Here is an 18,648-nt window from a genome sequence, read left to right as displayed (position 1 = left end):
ATGGCAAACTTAACAGAGCTAGAGCGTGCACGCCTTCGTTGGCGTGCACGTCGTGGTCTTCTAGAGAATGACTTGATTATTACAGCATTTCTAGATAGATATGAGGATGAGTTAACAGATGCTGATGTAAGTAGCTTGACTCATCTTTTTGAGATGGATGATAATACGTTGCTTGAAGTCTTGCTAGGCAAATCGGAGCCAGCGGGGGACTATGATACAGCGAATATACATCGTCTGGTGAAGCTTATGCGTAATGCGTAGACTTTGAGTGTTTCTTCGGTATAACTTTACACAAGGAATCTAATATGAAGTTATCAGATAAAAAAGCCACCCTGAATATTGAGGGTGGAGCATCAATCGAACTACCCGTATATGAAGGTAGTGTCGGTCCTGATGTGCTAGATATTCGTAAACTTTACGGTCAAAGTGGCATGTTTACTTTTGACCCGGGCTTTATGTCAACAGCCTCGTGCGAGTCGGCGATTACGTACATTGATGGTGACAAAGGCGAATTGTTATACCGTGGTTACCCGATTGAGCAATTAGCGGTAAAATGCGATTACCTAGAAGTGTGCTACTTGTTGTTAAATGGTGAATTACCTAATGCACAACAAAAAGCAGATTTTGAATATTCTATCAATCATCATAACTTAGTGCATGAACAAATGCACTTCTTCTTGCGTGGTTTCCGTCGTGATGCACACCCAATGGCTATTTTGACTGGTCTTGTTGGTGCCATGTCTGCGTTCTACCATGATTCTACAGACATTACTAACCCACGTCATCGTGAAGTGTCTGCTATTCGCTTGATTGCTAAAATGCCTACATTAGTTGCTATGGCATACAAATACTCTCGTGGTGAACCTTACGTTTATCCACGTAATGAGTTGTCTTACTCTGGCAATTTCTTACGCCAAATGTTTGCTACACCATGCGAAGATTACAAAGTAAATGAAGTGGTAGAGCGTGCGTTTGACCGTATTCTTACTTTACATGCAGACCACGAACAAAATGCGTCTACTTCTACTGTACGTTTATGTGGTTCGTCTGGTACTAACCCATTTGCAGCGATTGCGGCAGGGGTTGCTTGCTTGTGGGGTCCATCACATGGTGGTGCCAACGAGGCTTGCTTAAATATGCTTGAGCACATCCAAGCTAATGGTGGTATCGCTAAAGTAGGCGAGTTCATGGAACAAGTTAAAGACAAAAATTCTGGCGTACGTCTCATGGGCTTCGGTCACCGTGTATACAAAAACTACGACCCACGTGCTAAATTGATGCAAGCGACTTGCAAAGAAGTATTGGCTGCATTAGGTCTAGAGAATGACCCATTGTTCAAATTGGCAATGGAGCTTGAACGTATTGCACTTGAAGATCAATACTTTGTGGATCGTAAACTTTATCCTAACGTTGACTTCTACTCTGGTATTGTTCAACGTGCAATTGGTATTCCTACACAGTTGTTTACCGCAATCTTCGCATTGGCACGTACAGTGGGTTGGATTGCTCAATGGAATGAAATGCTTTCTGATGCAAACTACAAAATCGGTCGTCCACGTCAATTGTATGTGGGTCATACTCGTCGTGATGTTCCATCATTAGCAGATCGTAAATAATCGTTGATTGAGTATTTACCTATATACTAAAAACCTCCGTTTGATACGGAGGTTTTTTTTAAAACATATAGCGAAAACCTGCGTTCCATTGCCAGTTTTTACCGATATTTTTACCCACATTGCGTTCTATATCAAAGTAGAAATATTTGTTTCCTTTTTGAATAGTCTTACCCTGATTATCTTTATCATCAAAGCGATAACTAATACCTAAGCCATATTGCCACCATGTTCCTGTCCAGTCTTGGTGGACTTTGGCGGCATCATTGTGGTAAGCATAGTAAGTATTACTCTTACCTAGGAATTCATGCAATACATTAAGTTTTGCATAGAAGATTCCGCGTTTCTCATCAAATTCCTTACCTAGGTTAAATCCAGCTCGACCAATCAGAGATAAAGAGTGATTAGTTTTGATGTGTGTGCCATTGGAAAGGGTATAGGCACTGCCACTCATCCAACCAAGAACAGCTTGTGCTTGGGGTTCAATATACCAACCATTATCGTTTTGATATTTACGACCGCCTTCTATGCTGAAAGATACTGCATGAATATCGTCATCACCTTTTAATACCTTGCCCTTATTATCGGTAGTACGGTAATAGTGATCAAAGAAGTTATATCGCAAAATTAAATCACGATAAGCACCATTGGTGTAAATATCACTTTGATAGAGCGATAGTCCAATGCCATTGACATAGCTACGTCCATTTTGGTAGTTAATACGCCCTTCATTAAAACTAACAGAACCGCCGCGATAACGACGTTTTTCAACTAAGTTGTTAGGAGTTTTTTCTTCTTTCAACTTATCTTTGTTAATTTCATCTTCTTTATAGCCTTGTTTTTTGGCCTCATCCGTCAAAATAACTTTTTTCTTGTCATAACCGATTTCATAAGAGTTAAAACGCGATTGAGAACCAAAAGTACCTGTGTGGGTAAAGAAATTACCTTTAGCGCGGAACCACGCTCCCTCATTATCAAAATTATGCTGACGTAGTTCACCCATGCGTTGCAAGAGTTTATCTAGGTCTTGTCGCCAACCAAGATAGATAGCTTGGCGAATACTGGGTTCTGCAATAACAGTAGGAGTGGGCTTGATTTCAGGATTGATACGGGTAGCACGTTTAAGATACCAATCCGTTGTAAAAAGACCGCTATCCTTATATTCACTAGGTTTATGGTCTAGCTCATAATGTGTGTAGAAAAGAGTATCTTCTCTATCTTTGGCTTTGAATACTCCGTCGCCAGACTTAACACGAGCTAATACGAGACCAACACCTTCTACATAGTCATCTTCTGCAGGACGGTAGTTATCTTTTTGGTAAATATCAAGATAATGTTCACCAGTGAAGTTACCGTGAACAAGTACTTTGTCACTTTCCATAGTACGTACATCAATATCCTGTAAAATCGTGCCACCTGTACCAGTTAAGTTTTCTGCGACGAGGTAACTATAGCGATTATCATCCGCACGCATATTAGCAATAGCATTATTATTCATATCAAGATGACTGAGATAGCTGGTATCTGTCATATTCCATCGTGCATTATTGAGACTGATGTTATTAAGACCAGCATCGGCTTGTTGTCTATTCAATACCCGAATAGTGTCATGGACGCTGATTTCAGGATTATCAGCAGTTATGTTACTCGTGTCATTTATATTGGCTGCACGTAGTAGTCTCTCTGCTTTGGGTTGACGAGTCGCTTTCCCTGTCCAAGAGGCATTGTTAGCAAAGTTAAGTGTATTTTTACCGCTATCGGTAGCAAGAATATCCCCTTTGAGATAACTGCTAGGAGAGTTAAAGAACCATGTGTTTTGTGCACCATTGGATGTTGACATTTGTCCCAATGCCTCAATGCTGTCGCTTGTGTTTTGAGTATTGACACGCAAGTGACTTAGTCTACCTTCTAACATGGAGACATAGCCATGCTCTTTGTTTGCAACATGGGTTTGTGCATCAATATGTGTAGGTCCTTCAAGAAGTACATGATTACCCACATTCCCCGCATCGGCAGAAGAGGCAACAAGAGTAGGGTCAAGTTCTGCCTCAGTAGGGGATGAGAGGTAAACGCCAATAGCATAAGTGGGGTTTTCTTTGTAGGATTCTTCTAGTGTGGCTAGGTGAATGTTTGTTCCCTTGTCTACCTTGACTGTTTGAGAGCCATTGATGCCTGTAATAAGTTGAATACCTAAGGCATTTTGTTCAGTAGCTTGTGCGTCAATATTTAGCGTATCGTGGAAGTGATATTGCACATGACGGCGGTGATCTTGGGTAATGACACGAGAAATATATCGGTCATTTTCATCTTTGACATAAACTAATTTTCCATTTTTTACTGCCTGCTTCCAATTTTTTAGTGTTGTCCAATTGGTATCATCTAAACCTAAAGCCGCCGCTCCCTTAAGTCGCATATCTACTGTTTTATAAAACTCTGAGGTATTGTTGATAGATTCGTTTTGTTCATAAAGTGCTTGTGGATCAACCTCAGGGCTACCTGTGGGAGTATAACGATAATTTTCTAACGAAATATCCATTAAATCTAAATCACCTGCTCGCCCTATTAAGCCAGTACTTGCTTGTTGCGAGGTAAGATTGATGGTGGTCGTATCCTTTGCAGTAAAGGAGGTATCCGCCTTAATAATATCTCTAAGCTCTATGCCTGTCAGGCTACCACTACTTTGGGCTTGGATAGATAATGGGCCTTGGACAGAAAGGGTATTCTTACTACTAGGATTTTGTGCCAAAGCCTCATAGACAAATTGAAGTTGTTGGTTAAAGTAGGATGAATAGTCATATCCTCTCTTGACCCAGCCCTCGTAGATAGGTGTACGAATATAGGCACGATTATCCGTTCCCATAAATAGCCCTGTGAAGTCAGCATCATTTTGCGTGTTAAGTGAATCGCCTTGGGCATTTTTAACTCTATCGTTAATGGTGAGGGATTGCTTAAAGACAGTGTTTACTTTACCGCCATATACGGCTGTTTGTTTAATACCTTGTGCATAATTTTCTCCTCCTCCTTGGACTGCAATAACGGCACTACCGCCTATGGTATTTTTAAAAGAACTTGTTGCTGGGGTATAGTGTAAAGCCTCTACCACCATGCCTTCTGCAATATTTTTTGCTGAGTAAGTATTAATATTTAAATTACCATCGGTCGTAAAATCTACAGTAAGCTGCTGGCCAGCATTAGCATTGTTGGTTGAAAGACGAGAAGTCATACCCACTGCTTTTTGATTGGCAAAAACGTGGATATTCAAATTATTAAAATGTGCATAGGTGCCTAACACACTGGTATCTTGATAGTCAGAGCCATCACCAAGGGTATCAATATCATCTCTGGCAACGTAAAGACCACGAGCAGAAACGAAGTCCTGTGTATTAGCATTGTTTCTCAGAGTAGTAGCTTGGGAAAGGACAGATAGGTTTGTGGTTTTGTTATTGGTAAAAGACGTATTACCAGCTCCCTTTGCTTGGATAGCCAAAGCTTCTAAGCGAGCTTGTTTGCCCGTACCTTCTCCCCCAGAGGTATCTATATTTTGAATATTTAAATCAAGGTCTTTGAATACAAAGGAAGAGGAACTTCTACCCATCTGAACGGCATCGTAATAACCTTTGTTAGATGTATCAGATTCTGCTTTTAAAGAGTATTCTAGCGTAAGTGCATTGTTGCCATCTCCTTGATAAGTGAGTTGGGTACCTGGTTTTGCTGTCCAAAAGAGGCTTGAACCACTGTTTACATGTTCATTAGAAATAACCAGCGAGTTATTTCCCAAGTCATAGGTTCCTACAGGAGACGTGCGTTGGTTTGATCCAAAATTAATCTGTCGGATAGCATTTACGAATTGTCGAATATTCTCTCCGCGCACGGTAGCGTTTTGGATTGCCAACGGATTAGATAGATAGTCTGACTGAATATTTTCTGCTGCAACGGCCCAATATTCTTCATCTCTTGCTTGTCTACCCTTTAATGCCAAAAATTTTTGCCACGCTTCTTGTGATATATCGTGGTGGTAATCGACGTCTAGTTCGTTTATACCACCATAACCACTATAGTAGGTATACTCAGCTCCTACTGCATACCCTGTTCCCACAGCCATAAATATAAAGGCTGTAAGAAGATGACGCTGAAATGGATGTAATTGAAATGTCTGTACTACTTTTGACATGATATTTTTCTCCCTTTGTCATATCATGTTTCAGTATAAAACTTATTAACATTTTGTTTTTTTTTTTTTTGATTTGTTACAATTTAGTTTAAGTTGTTATTTTTTAAGGATTTATAGGCTATTTTGTTTAAGATTTTTCATGATGGGCTTGCAGGTATTTATTAGATTTTCTTTAGTATCAGGAATCTTGGTAGAAGTTTCTTTAAAAGCAGCAGAGTTTCCTTATAAGCTATCTATTTGCTTAGAAAGAATTTTTCCAAAAACCCAGTGATTTATAGGGTTTTTTACAGTTTTGTGAGGTATAATACCGCTAGAAATAAAAAAGTGTTGTTAAAAACCACAATTCCCTAGCAATTTACTCGGGTATTTGTTATACTTGAGTAAAATACTTGGTTATACAAGGAAATTGCTATGAGATTAACAACTAAAGGTCGTTTTGCAGTGACTGCGATGATTGATTTAGGTTTACGCCATCATGCAGGCCCTGTCACTCTTGCGGCGATTAGCCAGCGTCAGAATATTTCCCTTTCCTATCTAGAGCAGCTTTTTGGTCGACTACGTCGCCATGAGCTTGTCGAGAGTGTGCGTGGTCCAGGTGGTGGATATACGCTAGCGAAGTATGCTCGCGATATTACAATAGCTGACATTATCTTTGCTGTTGATGAACCGCTTGATGCTACAGGCTGTGGCAATAAGACACCCTGTACAAGCGGGCGAGATGGCAGAGATAGTGGTCATTGCATGACACACGAGCTCTGGAGTAACTTAAATCGCCGTATGGTGGATTATCTTGACTCCGTAAGTTTACAGGAGCTTGTGGATCAACAACGTATGCGACAAATTCAAAATACAGAAGCTACTCCCGTTCACCTTCAACGCAAAAGTGACGCGTTGAGCTCTGTGTTAGCTTAAGATTTTTGGAGTTTTAATAATTATGTCAACTCGTCCTATTTATTTAGATTACTCTGCGACTACGCCTGTTGATCCCCGCGTAGCCGAGGAGATGATTCCTTGGCTTACTGAGCATTTCGGTAATCCTGCTTCACGTAGTCATGCTTACGGTTGGGAAGCCGAAGCTGCTGTCGAAAAGGCACGTGCGCAAGTGGCTAGTCTCATCAAGGCAGACCCTCGTGAAATTATTTGGACCTCAGGGGCAACTGAATCAGATAACTTGGCGCTGAAAGGGGCTGCACATTTTTACAAGGAAAAAGGTAAGCATTTAATCACTGTTCGTACTGAGCACAAGGCGGTATTGGATACGATGCGTGAGTTGGAACGTCAAGGGTTTGAAGTAACCTATCTAGACGTGCAAGAAAATGGTTTAATTGATTTAGATGCCTTTAAAGCTGCCTTGCGTCCTGACACGATTTTGGTTTCTGTGATGATGGTTAATAATGAAATCGGTGTGGTTCAGGATATTGAGAAAATCGGTGAGATTACCCGTGAAAAGGGTATTATATTCCACGTGGATGCTGCACAGGCTGCAGGCAAAGTAGATATTGATTTAACTAAGTTAAAAGTTGATCTTATGTCACTTTCTGCACATAAAATTTATGGTCCCAAGGGTATTGGTGCCTTATATGTGCGTCGTAAACCTCGTGTACGTATTGAAGCGCAGATGCATGGCGGTGGTCATGAGCGTGGTTTTCGCTCGGGTACTTTACCTACCCATCAAATTGTCGGTATGGGCAAGGCGTTTGCATTGGCTGAGGCGGAGATGGCTGAAGAAAATAAACGTATTCGTGTGTTGCGAGACCGTTTATTAGAAGGGCTGTCAGAGATTCCTGAGACTTATGTTAATGGGGATATGGAACACCGTGTTGCACATAACCTCAATATTAGTTTTAACTATGTCGAAGGTGAGTCCTTGATTATGGCGATTAAAGAGTTGGCAGTATCAAGTGGTTCAGCATGTACATCAGCGAGTTTGGAGCCTTCTTATGTGCTGCGTGCATTAGGTCGCAATGATGAATTAGCCCATAGTTCTATTCGTTTCACAATTGGTCGGTTTACCACAGCAGAGGAGATTGAGACAGCGATTTCTCTCATTAAGGCACGAGTAGGTAAGCTACGTGAAATGTCTCCTCTTTGGGAAATGGCTCAAGAAGGCATTGATTTAAGCACTGTTCAGTGGGCAGCACACTAATTGGTTTTTTGTGAGACTCTAATGCTATCGGGTAAGTTGTTATAGAGTCTTCTATCAGAAATAAAGCAAGACAGAAGTCAAATCCCGACAATGACTTCTGGTATACAAAAAATTTTTAGGGAAATTTATTATGGCATACAGTGATAAAGTGTTAGATCACTATGAAAATCCACGCAATGTAGGTTCTTTTGATAAAAGTGATGAAAACGTAGGTACTGGTATGGTAGGTGCACCAGCCTGTGGTGATGTGATGAAATTACAGATTAAAGTGAACGATGCTGGTGTTATTGAGGATGCTCGTTTTAAAACTTATGGTTGTGGTTCAGCTATTGCTTCTAGTTCTCTAGTAACAGAATGGGTGAAAGGCAAGACATTAGATCAAGCTCTAGAAATTCGTAATGCAGATATTGCAGAAGAATTGGCTTTGCCTCCTGTAAAAATTCATTGCTCTATTTTGGCAGAAGATGCAATCAAGGCGGCAGTAGCCGATTACAAAAGTAAAAAAGCATAAGTGAATATCATGGCAGTTACTCTTACTGAAAAAGCAGCTAAACATGTGCAACGCAATCTTGATAAAAGAGGTAAAGGTTTAGGATTGCGTGTGGGTGTTCGCACTTCTGGCTGTTCAGGTATGGCATATAAGCTAGAATACGTCGATGAGCTAGATGCTCATGATCAAGTGTTTGAGAGCTTTGATGTAAAGGTTTTTGTGGATCCCAAGAGTCTTCCCTATATCGATGGTACAGAGTTGGACTTTGTGCGAGAGGGCTTAAATGAGGGATTTAAATTTAAAAACCCTAAGGAAAAAGCCAGCTGTGGCTGTGGTGAATCATTTTCAGTCTAATTTGTTGAGATAGCGACTTTTTAATAATAGAGATTTCGCTGTTTTGCCAATGACATGGAAAGGGCAGGATTGTCTATTTCATGTGGATATTGGATTGAGTGGATTTTTCATGGATACGTATTTTAGTTTATTTAATTTACCAACAAGTTTTGCTCAAGACCTCACTCAGCTTGAAAAAGCATGGCGTGAGGCTTCTGCACGTGTACATCCAGACCGTTTTGCTACAGCTAGTGCGGCAGAAAAGCGTATCGCTATGCAGTGGGCTGCACGTATTAATCAGGCCTATGACGTACTCAAGAATCCTGTCAAACGTGCGTCCTACCTATGTGAGTTAGCTGGGCAGGCGGTGGATGCTGAAAATAATACACGCATGGATACTGCATTTTTAATGAAGCAAATGCAATGGCGTGAGACATTAGATGACGTGCGTGAGGATGCGGCAGGGCTGGCTGAGTTGGCTGCTACTATAGACCAAGAAGAACAAGCGTTGGAGAGTTGCCTAACTGAATTGTTGGATCATAGAAAAGACTATGCAACCGCAAGTGAAAAAGTTCGGCAACTCATGTTTGTGGCTAAAATTCGACAAGAAATACAATCAATAATGGCATAAGTTTATGGCACTTTTACAAATTTCAGAACCAGGTCAAGCTCCCGCACCGCATCAGCGCAAACTAGCTGTGGGGATTGATTTAGGAACCACGCATTCTTTGGTAGCAACAGTACGCAACAGTAATGTAGAGGTGTTGCCAGATGAACAAGGTAAGATGTTGCTACCATCAGCTGTGCGTTATCTCAAGGATGGCTCTGTGCATATTGGTGCACAAGCAGTACGAGCACAAAACCGTGATCCCTATAATACGTTATTATCCATTAAACGTTTAATGGGTCGTTCTTACGAAGAATCTGTAGGTTTGGGTTTGCCTTATCAGTTGAAAAAAGATGAGGGAAGTGTTCGTATTAAGACAACTCAGGGAGATGTTAGTCCAGTTGAGGTGTCTGCACAGATTTTGGCAAAGTTGCGCCAACGAGCTGAGGATTCTTTGGGTGATGATATTACTGGCGCAGTGATTACAGTGCCAGCGTATTTTGATGATGCTCAGCGTCAAGCAACTCGGGATGCTGCTCGCCTGGCTGGGTTGAATGTCTTGCGTCTGCTAAACGAGCCTACTGCTGCTGCTATTGCTTATGGTTTAGATAATGAGGCAGAAGGGGTTTATGCGGTATATGATCTCGGTGGTGGTACCTTTGATATTTCAATTTTGAGATTAAGTAAAGGAGTTTTTGAGGTTATTGCTACAGGCGGTGATACGCAATTAGGTGGCGATGATTTTGACAAGATGATTGTCGATGATGTAATGAAGCATCACGATACTAGCACTCTGAGTGCACAGGATAAGCGTTTGCTCTTGTCTGTAGCCAAGACAGTGCGTGAGCGTTTAACGTCACAACCCAAGGCTTATTTTCAGGTTAATTTATCAGATGGTTTGCATATTGATTTGAACTATCCGAGAAACCATTTCGAGAATCTTGCCACAAGTTTAGTTGAGCGTACTTTGGAGAAGACGCAACAGGCTTTAAAAGATGCTCATCTTAAGCCTAGCGATGTAAAAGGTGTCGTTATGGTGGGTGGCTCTACCCGTATGCCTATTGTTCAGCAGATGGTGGGAGCTTTTTTTGGAAAAACGCCACTGACTAACTTAGATCCTGACAAGGTTGTTGCGATGGGTGCCGCACTGCAAGCAAATAAGTTGGTGGGTAATCGTATGGCTGGTGAAGATTGGCTGTTGCTTGACGTTACTCCTTTGTCACTAGGTATTGAGACAATGGGGGGGTTGGTTGAGCGTATTATCGACCGTAATAGTACTATTCCAGTCGCTCGTGCACAGGACTTTACCACCTTTAAAGATGGTCAAACTGCGATGAGTATCCACGTTGTTCAAGGTGAGCGTGAGTTGGTTGATGCTAATCGCTCTCTGGCTCGTTTTGAGTTGCGTGGTATTCCTCCTATGGTGGCAGGTGCTGCGAGAATTCGGGTGACATTTCAAGTGGATGCTGATGGTCTATTAAGTGTGACTGCTCGCGAGATGAGTACTGGCGTTGAGGCATCTATTACGGTTAAACCAAGTTATGGTTTGAGCGATGAAGCCATTACGAAAATGCTAGAAGACAGTATGTCACAATCTGACTATGATGCACAACAACGAATGTTGCGAGAAGAGCAAGTGAATGCACGCCAATTAGTCGAAACGGTTCAATCTGCATTGGATGAAGATAAAGATTTATTGAGTGAGCAAGAGTTAACTGCCATTGAAGAAATGCTTGCCAAAACCCAGCAGATGGCAACCTCTGATGATGTAAATGCTATCCGTGCTCAAGTGGCTGCTTTTTCTAAGTTAACCGATGATTTTGCTGCTAGACGCATGGATCGTAGTATTCGTCGTGCTTTGGCTGGTAAAACATTAGAGAGCTTATGATTTATGTCTAGGCAAAGGCAGTTTGGTGTTGTTATCTTTAATCAGCAAATGAAGAGCTGTCTTTTATTAGATAATCAAAGATTGTCTTTGATGTTTTTAGTGTAATAATTAAAACCTCTTTTTATTGAGCTTAAATAAAAGGAGATTGATTCTGAGATGAAGTTTTAAAATGCCTAAAATTACTGTATTACCCCATGAAGAATTGCTACCTGAAGGTAAAGTTATTGACAATGCACCCAAAGGGGAGTCTATTTTAGACGTATTGTTGGATAATGGGATTGAGGTTGAACACGCTTGTGAAAAGTCCTGTGCATGTACGACTTGTCATGTAATTGTGAAAGAGGGTTTTAATTCACTCGAAGATGCGACAGATGACGAGGAAGATTTATTAGATAAGGCGTGGGGGCTCAAGCCTACATCAAGACTTTCCTGTCAGGCAAAAGTTGCTGACACTGATTTGGTGATTGAAATTCCTAAATATACCATCAACCACGCTAAAGAAAATCACTAGAAAATCATAGGTTGCTTATTAATAAGGCCATCAGACATTTAATGGGGGGTAAAGAGGTGTTTGTCCGTTCATTAGAAAAACAAGATTTTGATGCTTGGCAACCGCTATGGTATGACTATTTAAACTTTTATGAGAATAATCTCTCGGATGTTGTAACTCAAAATACATGGAATAGATTGACAACCAGAGCGGATATGGTGGCTTTAGGGGCTTTTAATGATATGGGGATGTTATTAGGGTTTGCTCATTTGTTGATACACCCCAATACGTGGAATATCGGTGAGTGTTGTTATTTGGAGGATTTATTCGTTTCTCCTACAGCAAGACGGCAGGGGGTTGCAAAACGTTTAATGGATGCTGTGTACAACTATGCTAAGGAGCAAAAATGTAATCGGGTTTACTGGATGACTGCAAGGGATAATGAGGTAGCACAGAGTCTGTATAAACAGTATGCAGATGAGCAGGCAGTTATTCAATTTAGATCGCAATTAGGCGAATAAGGAGGTAGTATGAATTACGGGTTGATGGTGAAAAGGGCGGTCATATTATTTGCATTGACAGTGGGTACCGCTGCATCTGCCAACGACTACATTATGAATCGCTTAAATCACCCTGTGCCAGGTGGTGTGGCGGTAGTGAAGCTCCCCGTTGCGACGGCAACATTACCTGAGGTGCGGTATCAAGGCAAAAGAGTATTGGTATTTAAATCGGATAATGAGGTCTTTGCTTTGGTAGGTATTCCACTTAAAACACCGACAGGTAAGCAATCACTTCAGGTGACGTCATCAGGCACACAGACAACAGTGTCTTTTGATGTTCAACCTAAACGTTATAAAGAGCAGCATATTAAACTAAAAACCAATAAACACGTTAATCTATCAGCGGAAGACGAGGCTCGTTTTAAACGAGAATATCAGGAACAAATTACTGCTTATCGTCAATACCGTGCTGGCGTGACCCCTAGTAATATTGTGCTGGATCGTCCTGTCGATGGTGGGCGCTACTCAAGTCCTTTCGGATTAAGACGTTTTTTTAATGGACAGGAGCGCAATCCCCACTCAGGATTGGATATTGCTGTGCCTGCGGGTACACCAGTCAAAGCCTCAGCAGATGGGGTGATTACCATTGTTGGTGATTATTTTTTCAATGGTAAAACCGTTTTTGTTGATCATGGACAAGGCATGATTAGTATGTATTGCCATCTATCTGAAATTGATGTGAAAAAAGGACAGACGGTCAAAAGAGGGGAGATTGTCGGTAAAGTGGGGGCGACTGGTCGAGCTACAGGACCGCATTTACATTGGAATGTGAGCTTAAATGATGCGAGAGTGGATCCTGCGATTTTTGTCGGGGCATTTCAGCCTTGAGTGAGGATTATCAGACCCAGTTTTCAAGTTTAAGATTAGGAATTCCTTCAAATTCTTTGACATTATTGCTCACAAGGGTAAATCCCAGGGAGCGAGCATGGGCAGCAATGAGCATATCTAAGCTACCTATAAGTTGCTCTTTCTTTTCTAGTTGAGAGCGAATATCTGCATATTCCCAAATAACACCATCATCTAAAGGAAGAACAGTCAGAGGAAACAAGAAGTTTTGTAATGCTTGTTTGTTGCGAGTAGAACCTGACTTGGTAACGCCAAAAGCCAGTTCACAGGCAGTAATGCTCGAGAGACACAGATTACCAAAATCAACTTGTTGAAAACGTTCAAAGACGTGGGCAGGTCTGTGGTTAATGATATAAATACAGATATTCGTATCAAGGATGTACATGAATATCCTCCCGAAGTTGTTCTGGCTGCTCTCCTCTCTCAATTTTAAAGTCTGGTTCAAAGGTATTTACGGCTTCTTGCAGCATCTGTCCAATATTGGTCATAGGCAAAAGTAATAAACCATTGCCAACAGGTTTGATGACAACAGAATTACCTTTGAAACGATATTTTTGTGGTAGTCTGACAGCTTGACTGCGACCATGCATAAATAGTTTAGCTGTTTCCATATATTTAACTCCTTTGATATGTATCAACATATATATCCATTGGGTTTTGTATGTCAACACCATTCTAAATATGTTGATAACAAAATACATTTGCCATGAATATTAGCAATGCTTACCATGACAAAACAACAATACAACATTTAATCTCTTGATTTTTCTTCACTTTATAGACAAAAAAATAAATCAGTGTTAGAATAGCAAGCTTGTCTAGTTCCTAGGCTTATCGCTATTTTCTAGTGAAGTAGTGGGTAAGTTCGACAGAATGAAGACAAAATTTAACTTTGGGTTTTACAAGCGTTAGGATTGCCTAAACACCTAAAGCTAACATTATAAGAGTACTTATTATGCCTAAAATGAAAACCAAGAAAAGTGCTGCAAAGCGCTTTCAGGTACGCGGTAGCGGTTCTATTAAGCGTGGTCAAGCGTTTAAGCGCCACATTCTTACTAAGAAAACCACTAAAAATAAACGTCAATTACGCGGTTCAGCTGCAGTTCATGAGTCTAACTTGGCTTCAGTTCGCGCAATGATGCCTTTTGCTTAATAGGAGAATACTATGCCACGCGTAAAACGCGGTGTAACCGCACGTGCTCGTCACAAAAAAGTTATTAATGCTGCTAAGGGTTATCGTGGTCGTCGCGGTAACGTGTTCCGTGTTGCTAAGCAAGCGGTAATGCGTGCTGGTCAATACGCTTACCGTGATCGTCGCAACAAGAAACGCACTTTCCGTGCTTTATGGATTGCTCGTATCAATGCAGCTGTTCGTGAACAAGGTCTTACTTACAGTGCATTCATCGCTGGCTTGAAGAAAGCTGCGATTGAGTTGGATCGTAAAGTGCTTGCCGATATGGCTGTTAACGATAAAGCAGGTTTTGCTACTATCGTTAATCAAGCTAAATCAGCCCTTGGTGCTTAATTATCGCTTTAGATAGTGAGTTATCACTACTAAACGATAACTACTCAAACCCACAAGCGGGGCTCATTTTGGGCTCCGTTTGTTTTTTATACAAATGGTAATGTTGTCATGTCTCAGACTCTGGATGAATTAGTTCAAAAAGCCAAAGAATTGCTAGAACAGGCTGCTGAAAATGCTCTTGATGATATTGTCTTCAAGGCAAAAGAAATTTTTGAAAAAGCAACAGACCTTGCATCTCTTGAAAACGAGAAAGCAAAGTTTTTGGGCAAAAATGGTGTTATCACCTCCTTCATGAAAGGATTGGCACAACTTAGTCCCGAAGAAAAACGTTCAGCAGGTGCTCGTATTAACCAAGCCAAACAGGCGATTGAACAATTCTTAAAAGAGCGTCGTGACGCGTTTGCCCAAGCCGAATTAAATGCTCGTCTAGCAGCAGAAACCATTGATGTGACTTTAGCTGGTAGAGGTATGGATGTTGGTGGTATTCATCCAGTGATTCAGACTTGGCAACGTATCGAACAAATTTTCCGCTCTATCGGTTTCGATGTGGCAGATGGGCCAGAAATTGAAGATGATTGGACCAACTTCACAGCGTTGAACAACCCTGAAAATCACCCTGCACGTTCAATGCAAGATACTTTCTATGTCGATATGCAAGACAGCAAAGGATTGCCTTTGTTACTGCGTACACATACTAGTCCTATGCAAGTACGTTACGCTCGTATGCACAAGCCCCCAATCAAGGTCATTGCTCCCGGTCGTACCTATCGTGTGGACTCTGATGCAACGCACTCTCCTATGTTCCATCAAGTAGAGGGACTTTGGATTGATGAGAATATCTCCTTTGCTGACTTAAAAGGTGTATATACCAATTTCTTGCGTGCCTTTTTTGAAACAGATGATTTATGTGTTCGGTTTCGTCCATCGTTTTTCCCATTCACTGAGCCTTCAGCAGAAATTGATATGATGTTTACCTCTGGTCCTAACAAAGGCCGTTGGTTAGAGATTTCTGGCTCGGGACAAGTACATCCAGTAGTGGTTCGCAACTATGGTTTAGACCCTGAAAAATACGTGGGCTTTGCCTTTGGTTCAGGCATTGAGCGTCTCACAATGTTGCGTTATGGTGTGAATGACTTGCGTCAATTCTATGAAGGCGATTTGCGTTTCTTAAAGCAATTCAATGTTTAACCTTATATTTAGCTGGATAGTGAAATGTTAGTCTTAGAGTCTTGGTTACGTGAAGTTGCTAACCCTAATTTGAATACACAGGAGCTTGCTGATCGTTTGACGATGGCAGGTTTAGAAGTTGAAGGTGTGGAGCCAGTTGCTCCTGCTTTTTCTGGTGTTGTTGTTGCTGAAATTAAGACCATTGCACAACACCCTAATGCCGATAAATTGCGTATTTGCCAAGTAGATGCTGGTACAGGTGAGTTGCTTCAGATTGTATGTGGTGCACCAAATGCAGCGGCTGGGATTAAAGTGCCTTTAGCTATGATTGGTGCTGTGTTACCCGGTAATTTTAAAATCAGTAAAGGCAAACTCCGTGGTGAAGAGTCTTTTGGTATGCTTTGCTCAGCACGTGAGTTGGGTATTTCAGAGGATAGTTCAGGATTATTGATTTTGGATAATAGTCTGCCTGTAGGCCAAAATATCCGTGAAGCCCTTAATCTTGACGATCAGATTTTTGAAATTAAACTGACACCAAATCGTGCTGATTGTTTATCCGTATATGGTGTTGCTCGTGAGGTAGCTGCCTTGACGGGCGTACCTCTCAAAGTATTCGATTTTACGCCAGTGAATCCTGAAATCACAGATACACTTAAAGTAAATGTTCATGCACCTGATTTATGCGGACGTTTTGCTGGTCGTGTGATTCGTGGTGTTAATGCTAAGGCACAAACGCCAGAATGGATGAAAAAGCGTTTGGAAGGAGCAGGCCAACGCTCTGTTTCTGCACTTGTTGATATTTCTAACTATGTGATGTTAGAGTTAGGTCGTCCAACCCATATTTTTGATTTGAATAAAATTCATGGTGAGTTGAATGTACGCTGGGCCAAAGAGGGCGAGTCTTTAGAGTTGCTTAATGGTCAAACTGTCGAGTTAGATAGTAGTGTGGGTATTATTGCCGCAGGAGAGACTATTGAAAGTTTAGCGGGCATTATGGGGGGAGAAGCAACAGCGGTATCGTTAGACACCACGGATATTTACTTGGAAGCGGCTTTTTGGTATCCCGAGGCGATTGCAGGTCGTGCCCGTCGTTTTAAATTCTCATCAGAGGCAAGCCACCGTTTTGAACGCGGTGTGGACTTCCAAAATATTCAAGAGCATATTGCGTATATTACTCGTCTTATCCAACAAATCTGCGGCGGAAAGGCGGGTCCTGTCGATGACCAAATCATCAATTTACCAGAGCGTAAACCCGTACAAATGCGTCTTGCACGTTGTCAAAAAATTCTTGGCGTGCAAGTGTCCAAAGAGCAAGTTGCTAATATCTTTACTCAGTTAGGTTTATCTTTCACCGAGCAGGATGAGGTGTTTACAGTTCAGTCTCCATCTTTCCGTTTTGATATTGAAATTGAGGAAGACTTGATTGAGGAAGTTGCACGTATCTACGGCTTTGACAATATTCCTGATGTGGCTCCATTGGCACCAGCTGTGATGTTGCCTACCCATGAAACAGTGCGTAGTGAGCATGTGATGCGTCAGGTGATGGCTTCGCAAGGCTATCAAGAGGTGGTGAACTTTAGCTTTGTTGAACGTGCATGGGAAGAGGACTTAATGGGTAATAAAGACCCTATCGCCTTACTTAACCCTATTGCTAGTCAGTTGGCGGTCATGCGTTCTGGTCTTATCGCTGGTCTAGTGGCTAATATTATTTCTAATGCCAAACGCAAACAAAATCGTGTTAAAGTGTTTGAGCTGGGTCGAGTATTCTCTCGTAATAGTGCGATTCAAGATGGTGATTTAACTGTCGCTAATGTAGATCAACCCTTACACTTGGCTGGTGCCTCTTGGGGCTTAGCTTATCCAGAGCAATGGGGTGTTCCAGCACGTCAAGTCGATTTCTTTGATGTGAAGAAAGATATTCAAAATCTCTATGGTAAGTTAGCAAGTCAGTTGCAGTTTGTTCCTCTCAAAGATCATCCTGCATTGCATCCAGGCCGTAGTGCTCAGATTTTACTCAACGGACAAGCCATCGGTATGGTAGGTGAGTTGCATCCAGTGTGGGTGCAAGCCTATGAACTGAACCATGCTCCAGTAGTATTTGAGGTAACAGTTGCATCACTTAAAAAGCTACCTCTTCATCAACCACGTGAGTTGTCTAATCAACCCGTGGTGATTCGAGACCTTGCTATTTGGGCACCAAATACATTAGAAGTCCAATCATTGCTAGATGCGATTAAAAAGGCTGTTAAGTCTACTCCAGAATTGGCTATTGTTCAGGATATTAATCTATTTGATATTTGGAAGGATGCTAAGAGCACAACTCAAGAACGCAGTCTAGCTTTCCGCTTTACTTTGCAAGACGCTGCTGTAACATTAGAAGACGCACGCGTAGAGCAATGTATGGCAAAAGTGTTAGAAACTTGGGTAACACAGTTTGGCATTCGTCAACGTTAACGATAAGGAAAATAAAAATGCAAGAGGAAAATAAAACGCTGACCAAAGCGGATTTAGCAGATATGTTGTTTGACTTTGTAGGTCTTAATAAACGTGAGGCTAAAGAGCTGGTTGATACTTTTTTTGATCAAATTAGAGAGTCATTAGCTAATGGAGACTCGGTTAAACTGTCTGGGTTTGGTAATTTTCAAGTCCGAGATAAACCTGCTCGTCCAGGTCGTAACCCCAAGACTGGTGAGTTGATTCCTATTGATGCTCGTCGCGTGGTGACTTTCCATGCCAGCCAAAAACTCAAAGCAGTTATTGAGAACCCTAGCACCTACACTAGCCGTGATTTCGATGTGATGTAAAGTACACA

At 41.5% G+C, this 18,648-nt stretch carries 19 protein-coding genes; 16 read left to right on the top strand and 3 right to left on the bottom strand.

Going from position 1 to position 18,648, the window contains the following annotated elements:
• A complete protein-coding gene (locus tag HKX40_RS04580; protein ID WP_171588384.1) occupies positions 1–261 on the top strand; it encodes an FAD assembly factor SdhE in 261 nt (86 codons plus the stop codon).
• A 44-nt stretch (positions 262–305) separates the two neighbouring features.
• On the top strand, positions 306–1,616 hold the full coding sequence (gltA, locus tag HKX40_RS04575; RefSeq protein ID WP_171588383.1) for a citrate synthase: 1,311 nt from the start codon (positions 306–308) through the stop codon (positions 1,614–1,616).
• A 58-nt stretch (positions 1,617–1,674) separates the two neighbouring features.
• On the opposite strand, the gene HKX40_RS04570 is transcribed toward gltA, so the two are convergent.
• Positions 1,675–5,784, bottom strand: a complete 4,110-nt coding sequence (locus tag HKX40_RS04570) for an autotransporter outer membrane beta-barrel domain-containing protein (RefSeq protein ID WP_171588382.1) — start codon at positions 5,782–5,784, stop codon at positions 1,675–1,677.
• Between the two features lie 411 nt (positions 5,785–6,195).
• On the opposite strand from HKX40_RS04570, the gene HKX40_RS04565 reads away from it, so the two are divergent.
• From HKX40_RS04565 to HKX40_RS04525, 9 genes are all read left to right on the top strand, one after another.
• Entirely contained in the window at positions 6,196–6,696 is a 501-nt protein-coding gene (locus HKX40_RS04565) for an Rrf2 family transcriptional regulator (RefSeq protein ID WP_171588381.1), read from the top strand.
• Between the two features lie 22 nt (positions 6,697–6,718).
• Entirely contained in the window at positions 6,719–7,930 is a 1,212-nt protein-coding gene (locus HKX40_RS04560) for an IscS subfamily cysteine desulfurase (protein WP_171588380.1), read from the top strand.
• A 130-nt stretch (positions 7,931–8,060) separates the two neighbouring features.
• Positions 8,061–8,441 (top strand): Fe-S cluster assembly scaffold IscU, encoded by a 381-nt coding sequence (gene iscU, locus HKX40_RS04555; RefSeq protein WP_171588379.1) that lies wholly within the window; start codon positions 8,061–8,063, stop codon positions 8,439–8,441.
• A 9-nt stretch (positions 8,442–8,450) separates the two neighbouring features.
• A complete protein-coding gene (gene iscA, locus HKX40_RS04550; protein ID WP_171588378.1) occupies positions 8,451–8,774 on the top strand; it encodes an iron-sulfur cluster assembly protein IscA in 324 nt (107 codons plus the stop codon).
• A gap of 109 nt (positions 8,775–8,883) precedes the next feature.
• Complete coding sequence (gene hscB / locus HKX40_RS04545) at positions 8,884–9,384, top strand: Fe-S protein assembly co-chaperone HscB (protein ID WP_171588377.1); 501 nt, start codon at positions 8,884–8,886, stop codon at positions 9,382–9,384.
• A 4-nt stretch (positions 9,385–9,388) separates the two neighbouring features.
• Entirely contained in the window at positions 9,389–11,248 is a 1,860-nt protein-coding gene (gene hscA / locus HKX40_RS04540) for a Fe-S protein assembly chaperone HscA (protein WP_171588376.1), read from the top strand.
• A gap of 169 nt (positions 11,249–11,417) precedes the next feature.
• Positions 11,418–11,759, top strand: a complete 342-nt coding sequence (gene fdx, locus HKX40_RS04535) for an ISC system 2Fe-2S type ferredoxin (protein WP_171588375.1) — start codon at positions 11,418–11,420, stop codon at positions 11,757–11,759.
• 41 nt (positions 11,760–11,800) lie between these two features.
• Positions 11,801–12,259: a GNAT family N-acetyltransferase gene (locus HKX40_RS04530; protein ID WP_171588374.1), complete on the top strand. Its 459-nt coding sequence runs from the start codon at positions 11,801–11,803 to the stop codon at positions 12,257–12,259.
• Positions 12,260–12,268: 9 nt separating this feature from the next.
• Positions 12,269–13,126, top strand: coding sequence for a M23 family metallopeptidase (locus HKX40_RS04525; protein WP_171588373.1), 858 nt, complete (start codon positions 12,269–12,271; stop codon positions 13,124–13,126).
• Between the two features lie 10 nt (positions 13,127–13,136).
• On the opposite strand, the gene vapC is transcribed toward HKX40_RS04525, so the two are convergent.
• Both vapC and HKX40_RS04515 read right to left on the bottom strand, forming a co-directional pair.
• Positions 13,137–13,529, bottom strand: a complete 393-nt coding sequence (vapC, locus tag HKX40_RS04520) for a type II toxin-antitoxin system tRNA(fMet)-specific endonuclease VapC (protein ID WP_171588372.1) — start codon at positions 13,527–13,529, stop codon at positions 13,137–13,139.
• Positions 13,516–13,755 carry an antitoxin gene (locus tag HKX40_RS04515; RefSeq protein WP_171588371.1) on the bottom strand — a complete coding sequence of 80 codons (240 nt, stop codon included), beginning with the start codon at positions 13,753–13,755 and terminating at the stop codon, positions 13,516–13,518. The genes vapC and HKX40_RS04515 overlap by 14 nt, the downstream gene beginning before the upstream one ends.
• 344 nt (positions 13,756–14,099) lie before the next feature.
• Here HKX40_RS04515 and rpmI point away from each other — a divergent pair, with 344 nt between their 5' ends.
• From rpmI to HKX40_RS04490, 5 genes are all read left to right on the top strand, one after another.
• Positions 14,100–14,297, top strand: a complete 198-nt coding sequence (gene rpmI, locus HKX40_RS04510; protein WP_171588370.1) for a 50S ribosomal protein L35 — start codon at positions 14,100–14,102, stop codon at positions 14,295–14,297.
• Positions 14,298–14,309: 12 nt separating this feature from the next.
• Positions 14,310–14,669 carry a 50S ribosomal protein L20 gene (rplT, locus tag HKX40_RS04505; protein ID WP_171588369.1) on the top strand — a complete coding sequence of 120 codons (360 nt, stop codon included), beginning with the start codon at positions 14,310–14,312 and terminating at the stop codon, positions 14,667–14,669.
• Between the two features lie 108 nt (positions 14,670–14,777).
• Entirely contained in the window at positions 14,778–15,857 is a 1,080-nt protein-coding gene (gene pheS, locus HKX40_RS04500) for a phenylalanine--tRNA ligase subunit alpha (RefSeq protein WP_171588368.1), read from the top strand.
• A gap of 24 nt (positions 15,858–15,881) precedes the next feature.
• A complete protein-coding gene (pheT, locus tag HKX40_RS04495; RefSeq protein ID WP_171588367.1) occupies positions 15,882–18,290 on the top strand; it encodes a phenylalanine--tRNA ligase subunit beta in 2,409 nt (802 codons plus the stop codon).
• A gap of 17 nt (positions 18,291–18,307) precedes the next feature.
• The gene (locus tag HKX40_RS04490) at positions 18,308–18,640 is read left to right on the top strand and encodes an integration host factor subunit alpha (protein ID WP_171588366.1); all 333 of its coding nucleotides are present in this window, start codon (positions 18,308–18,310) and stop codon (positions 18,638–18,640) included.
• Positions 18,641–18,648 lie beyond the last annotated feature (8 nt).

Origin of the sequence: Pelistega europaea, assembly GCF_013133775.1 — a bacterium.
Taxonomy (GTDB): domain Bacteria; phylum Pseudomonadota; class Gammaproteobacteria; order Burkholderiales; family Burkholderiaceae_B; genus Taylorella; species Taylorella europaea.
This window is presented reverse-complemented; position numbering and strand designations above follow the sequence as displayed.

Bases quoted from the DNA above. Each gene is read 5' to 3' on its own strand.
- HKX40_RS04580 (WP_171588384.1), top strand. From the start codon at position 1: ATGGCAAACTTAACAGAGCTAGAGCGTGCACGCCTTCGTTGGCGTGCA.
- gltA (WP_171588383.1), top strand. From the start codon at position 306: ATGAAGTTATCAGATAAAAAAGCCACCCTGAATATTGAGGGTGGAGCA.
- HKX40_RS04570 (WP_171588382.1), bottom strand. From the start codon at position 5,784: ATGTCAAAAGTAGTACAGACATTTCAATTACATCCATTTCAGCGTCAT.
- HKX40_RS04565 (WP_171588381.1), top strand. From the start codon at position 6,196: ATGAGATTAACAACTAAAGGTCGTTTTGCAGTGACTGCGATGATTGAT.
- HKX40_RS04560 (WP_171588380.1), top strand. From the start codon at position 6,719: ATGTCAACTCGTCCTATTTATTTAGATTACTCTGCGACTACGCCTGTT.
- iscU (WP_171588379.1), top strand. From the start codon at position 8,061: ATGGCATACAGTGATAAAGTGTTAGATCACTATGAAAATCCACGCAAT.
- iscA (WP_171588378.1), top strand. From the start codon at position 8,451: ATGGCAGTTACTCTTACTGAAAAAGCAGCTAAACATGTGCAACGCAAT.
- hscB (WP_171588377.1), top strand. From the start codon at position 8,884: ATGGATACGTATTTTAGTTTATTTAATTTACCAACAAGTTTTGCTCAA.
- hscA (WP_171588376.1), top strand. From the start codon at position 9,389: ATGGCACTTTTACAAATTTCAGAACCAGGTCAAGCTCCCGCACCGCAT.
- fdx (WP_171588375.1), top strand. From the start codon at position 11,418: ATGCCTAAAATTACTGTATTACCCCATGAAGAATTGCTACCTGAAGGT.
- HKX40_RS04530 (WP_171588374.1), top strand. From the start codon at position 11,801: ATGGGGGGTAAAGAGGTGTTTGTCCGTTCATTAGAAAAACAAGATTTT.
- HKX40_RS04525 (WP_171588373.1), top strand. From the start codon at position 12,269: ATGAATTACGGGTTGATGGTGAAAAGGGCGGTCATATTATTTGCATTG.
- vapC (WP_171588372.1), bottom strand. From the start codon at position 13,529: ATGTACATCCTTGATACGAATATCTGTATTTATATCATTAACCACAGA.
- HKX40_RS04515 (WP_171588371.1), bottom strand. From the start codon at position 13,755: ATGGAAACAGCTAAACTATTTATGCATGGTCGCAGTCAAGCTGTCAGA.
- rpmI (WP_171588370.1), top strand. From the start codon at position 14,100: ATGCCTAAAATGAAAACCAAGAAAAGTGCTGCAAAGCGCTTTCAGGTA.
- rplT (WP_171588369.1), top strand. From the start codon at position 14,310: ATGCCACGCGTAAAACGCGGTGTAACCGCACGTGCTCGTCACAAAAAA.
- pheS (WP_171588368.1), top strand. From the start codon at position 14,778: ATGTCTCAGACTCTGGATGAATTAGTTCAAAAAGCCAAAGAATTGCTA.
- pheT (WP_171588367.1), top strand. From the start codon at position 15,882: ATGTTAGTCTTAGAGTCTTGGTTACGTGAAGTTGCTAACCCTAATTTG.
- HKX40_RS04490 (WP_171588366.1), top strand. From the start codon at position 18,308: ATGCAAGAGGAAAATAAAACGCTGACCAAAGCGGATTTAGCAGATATG.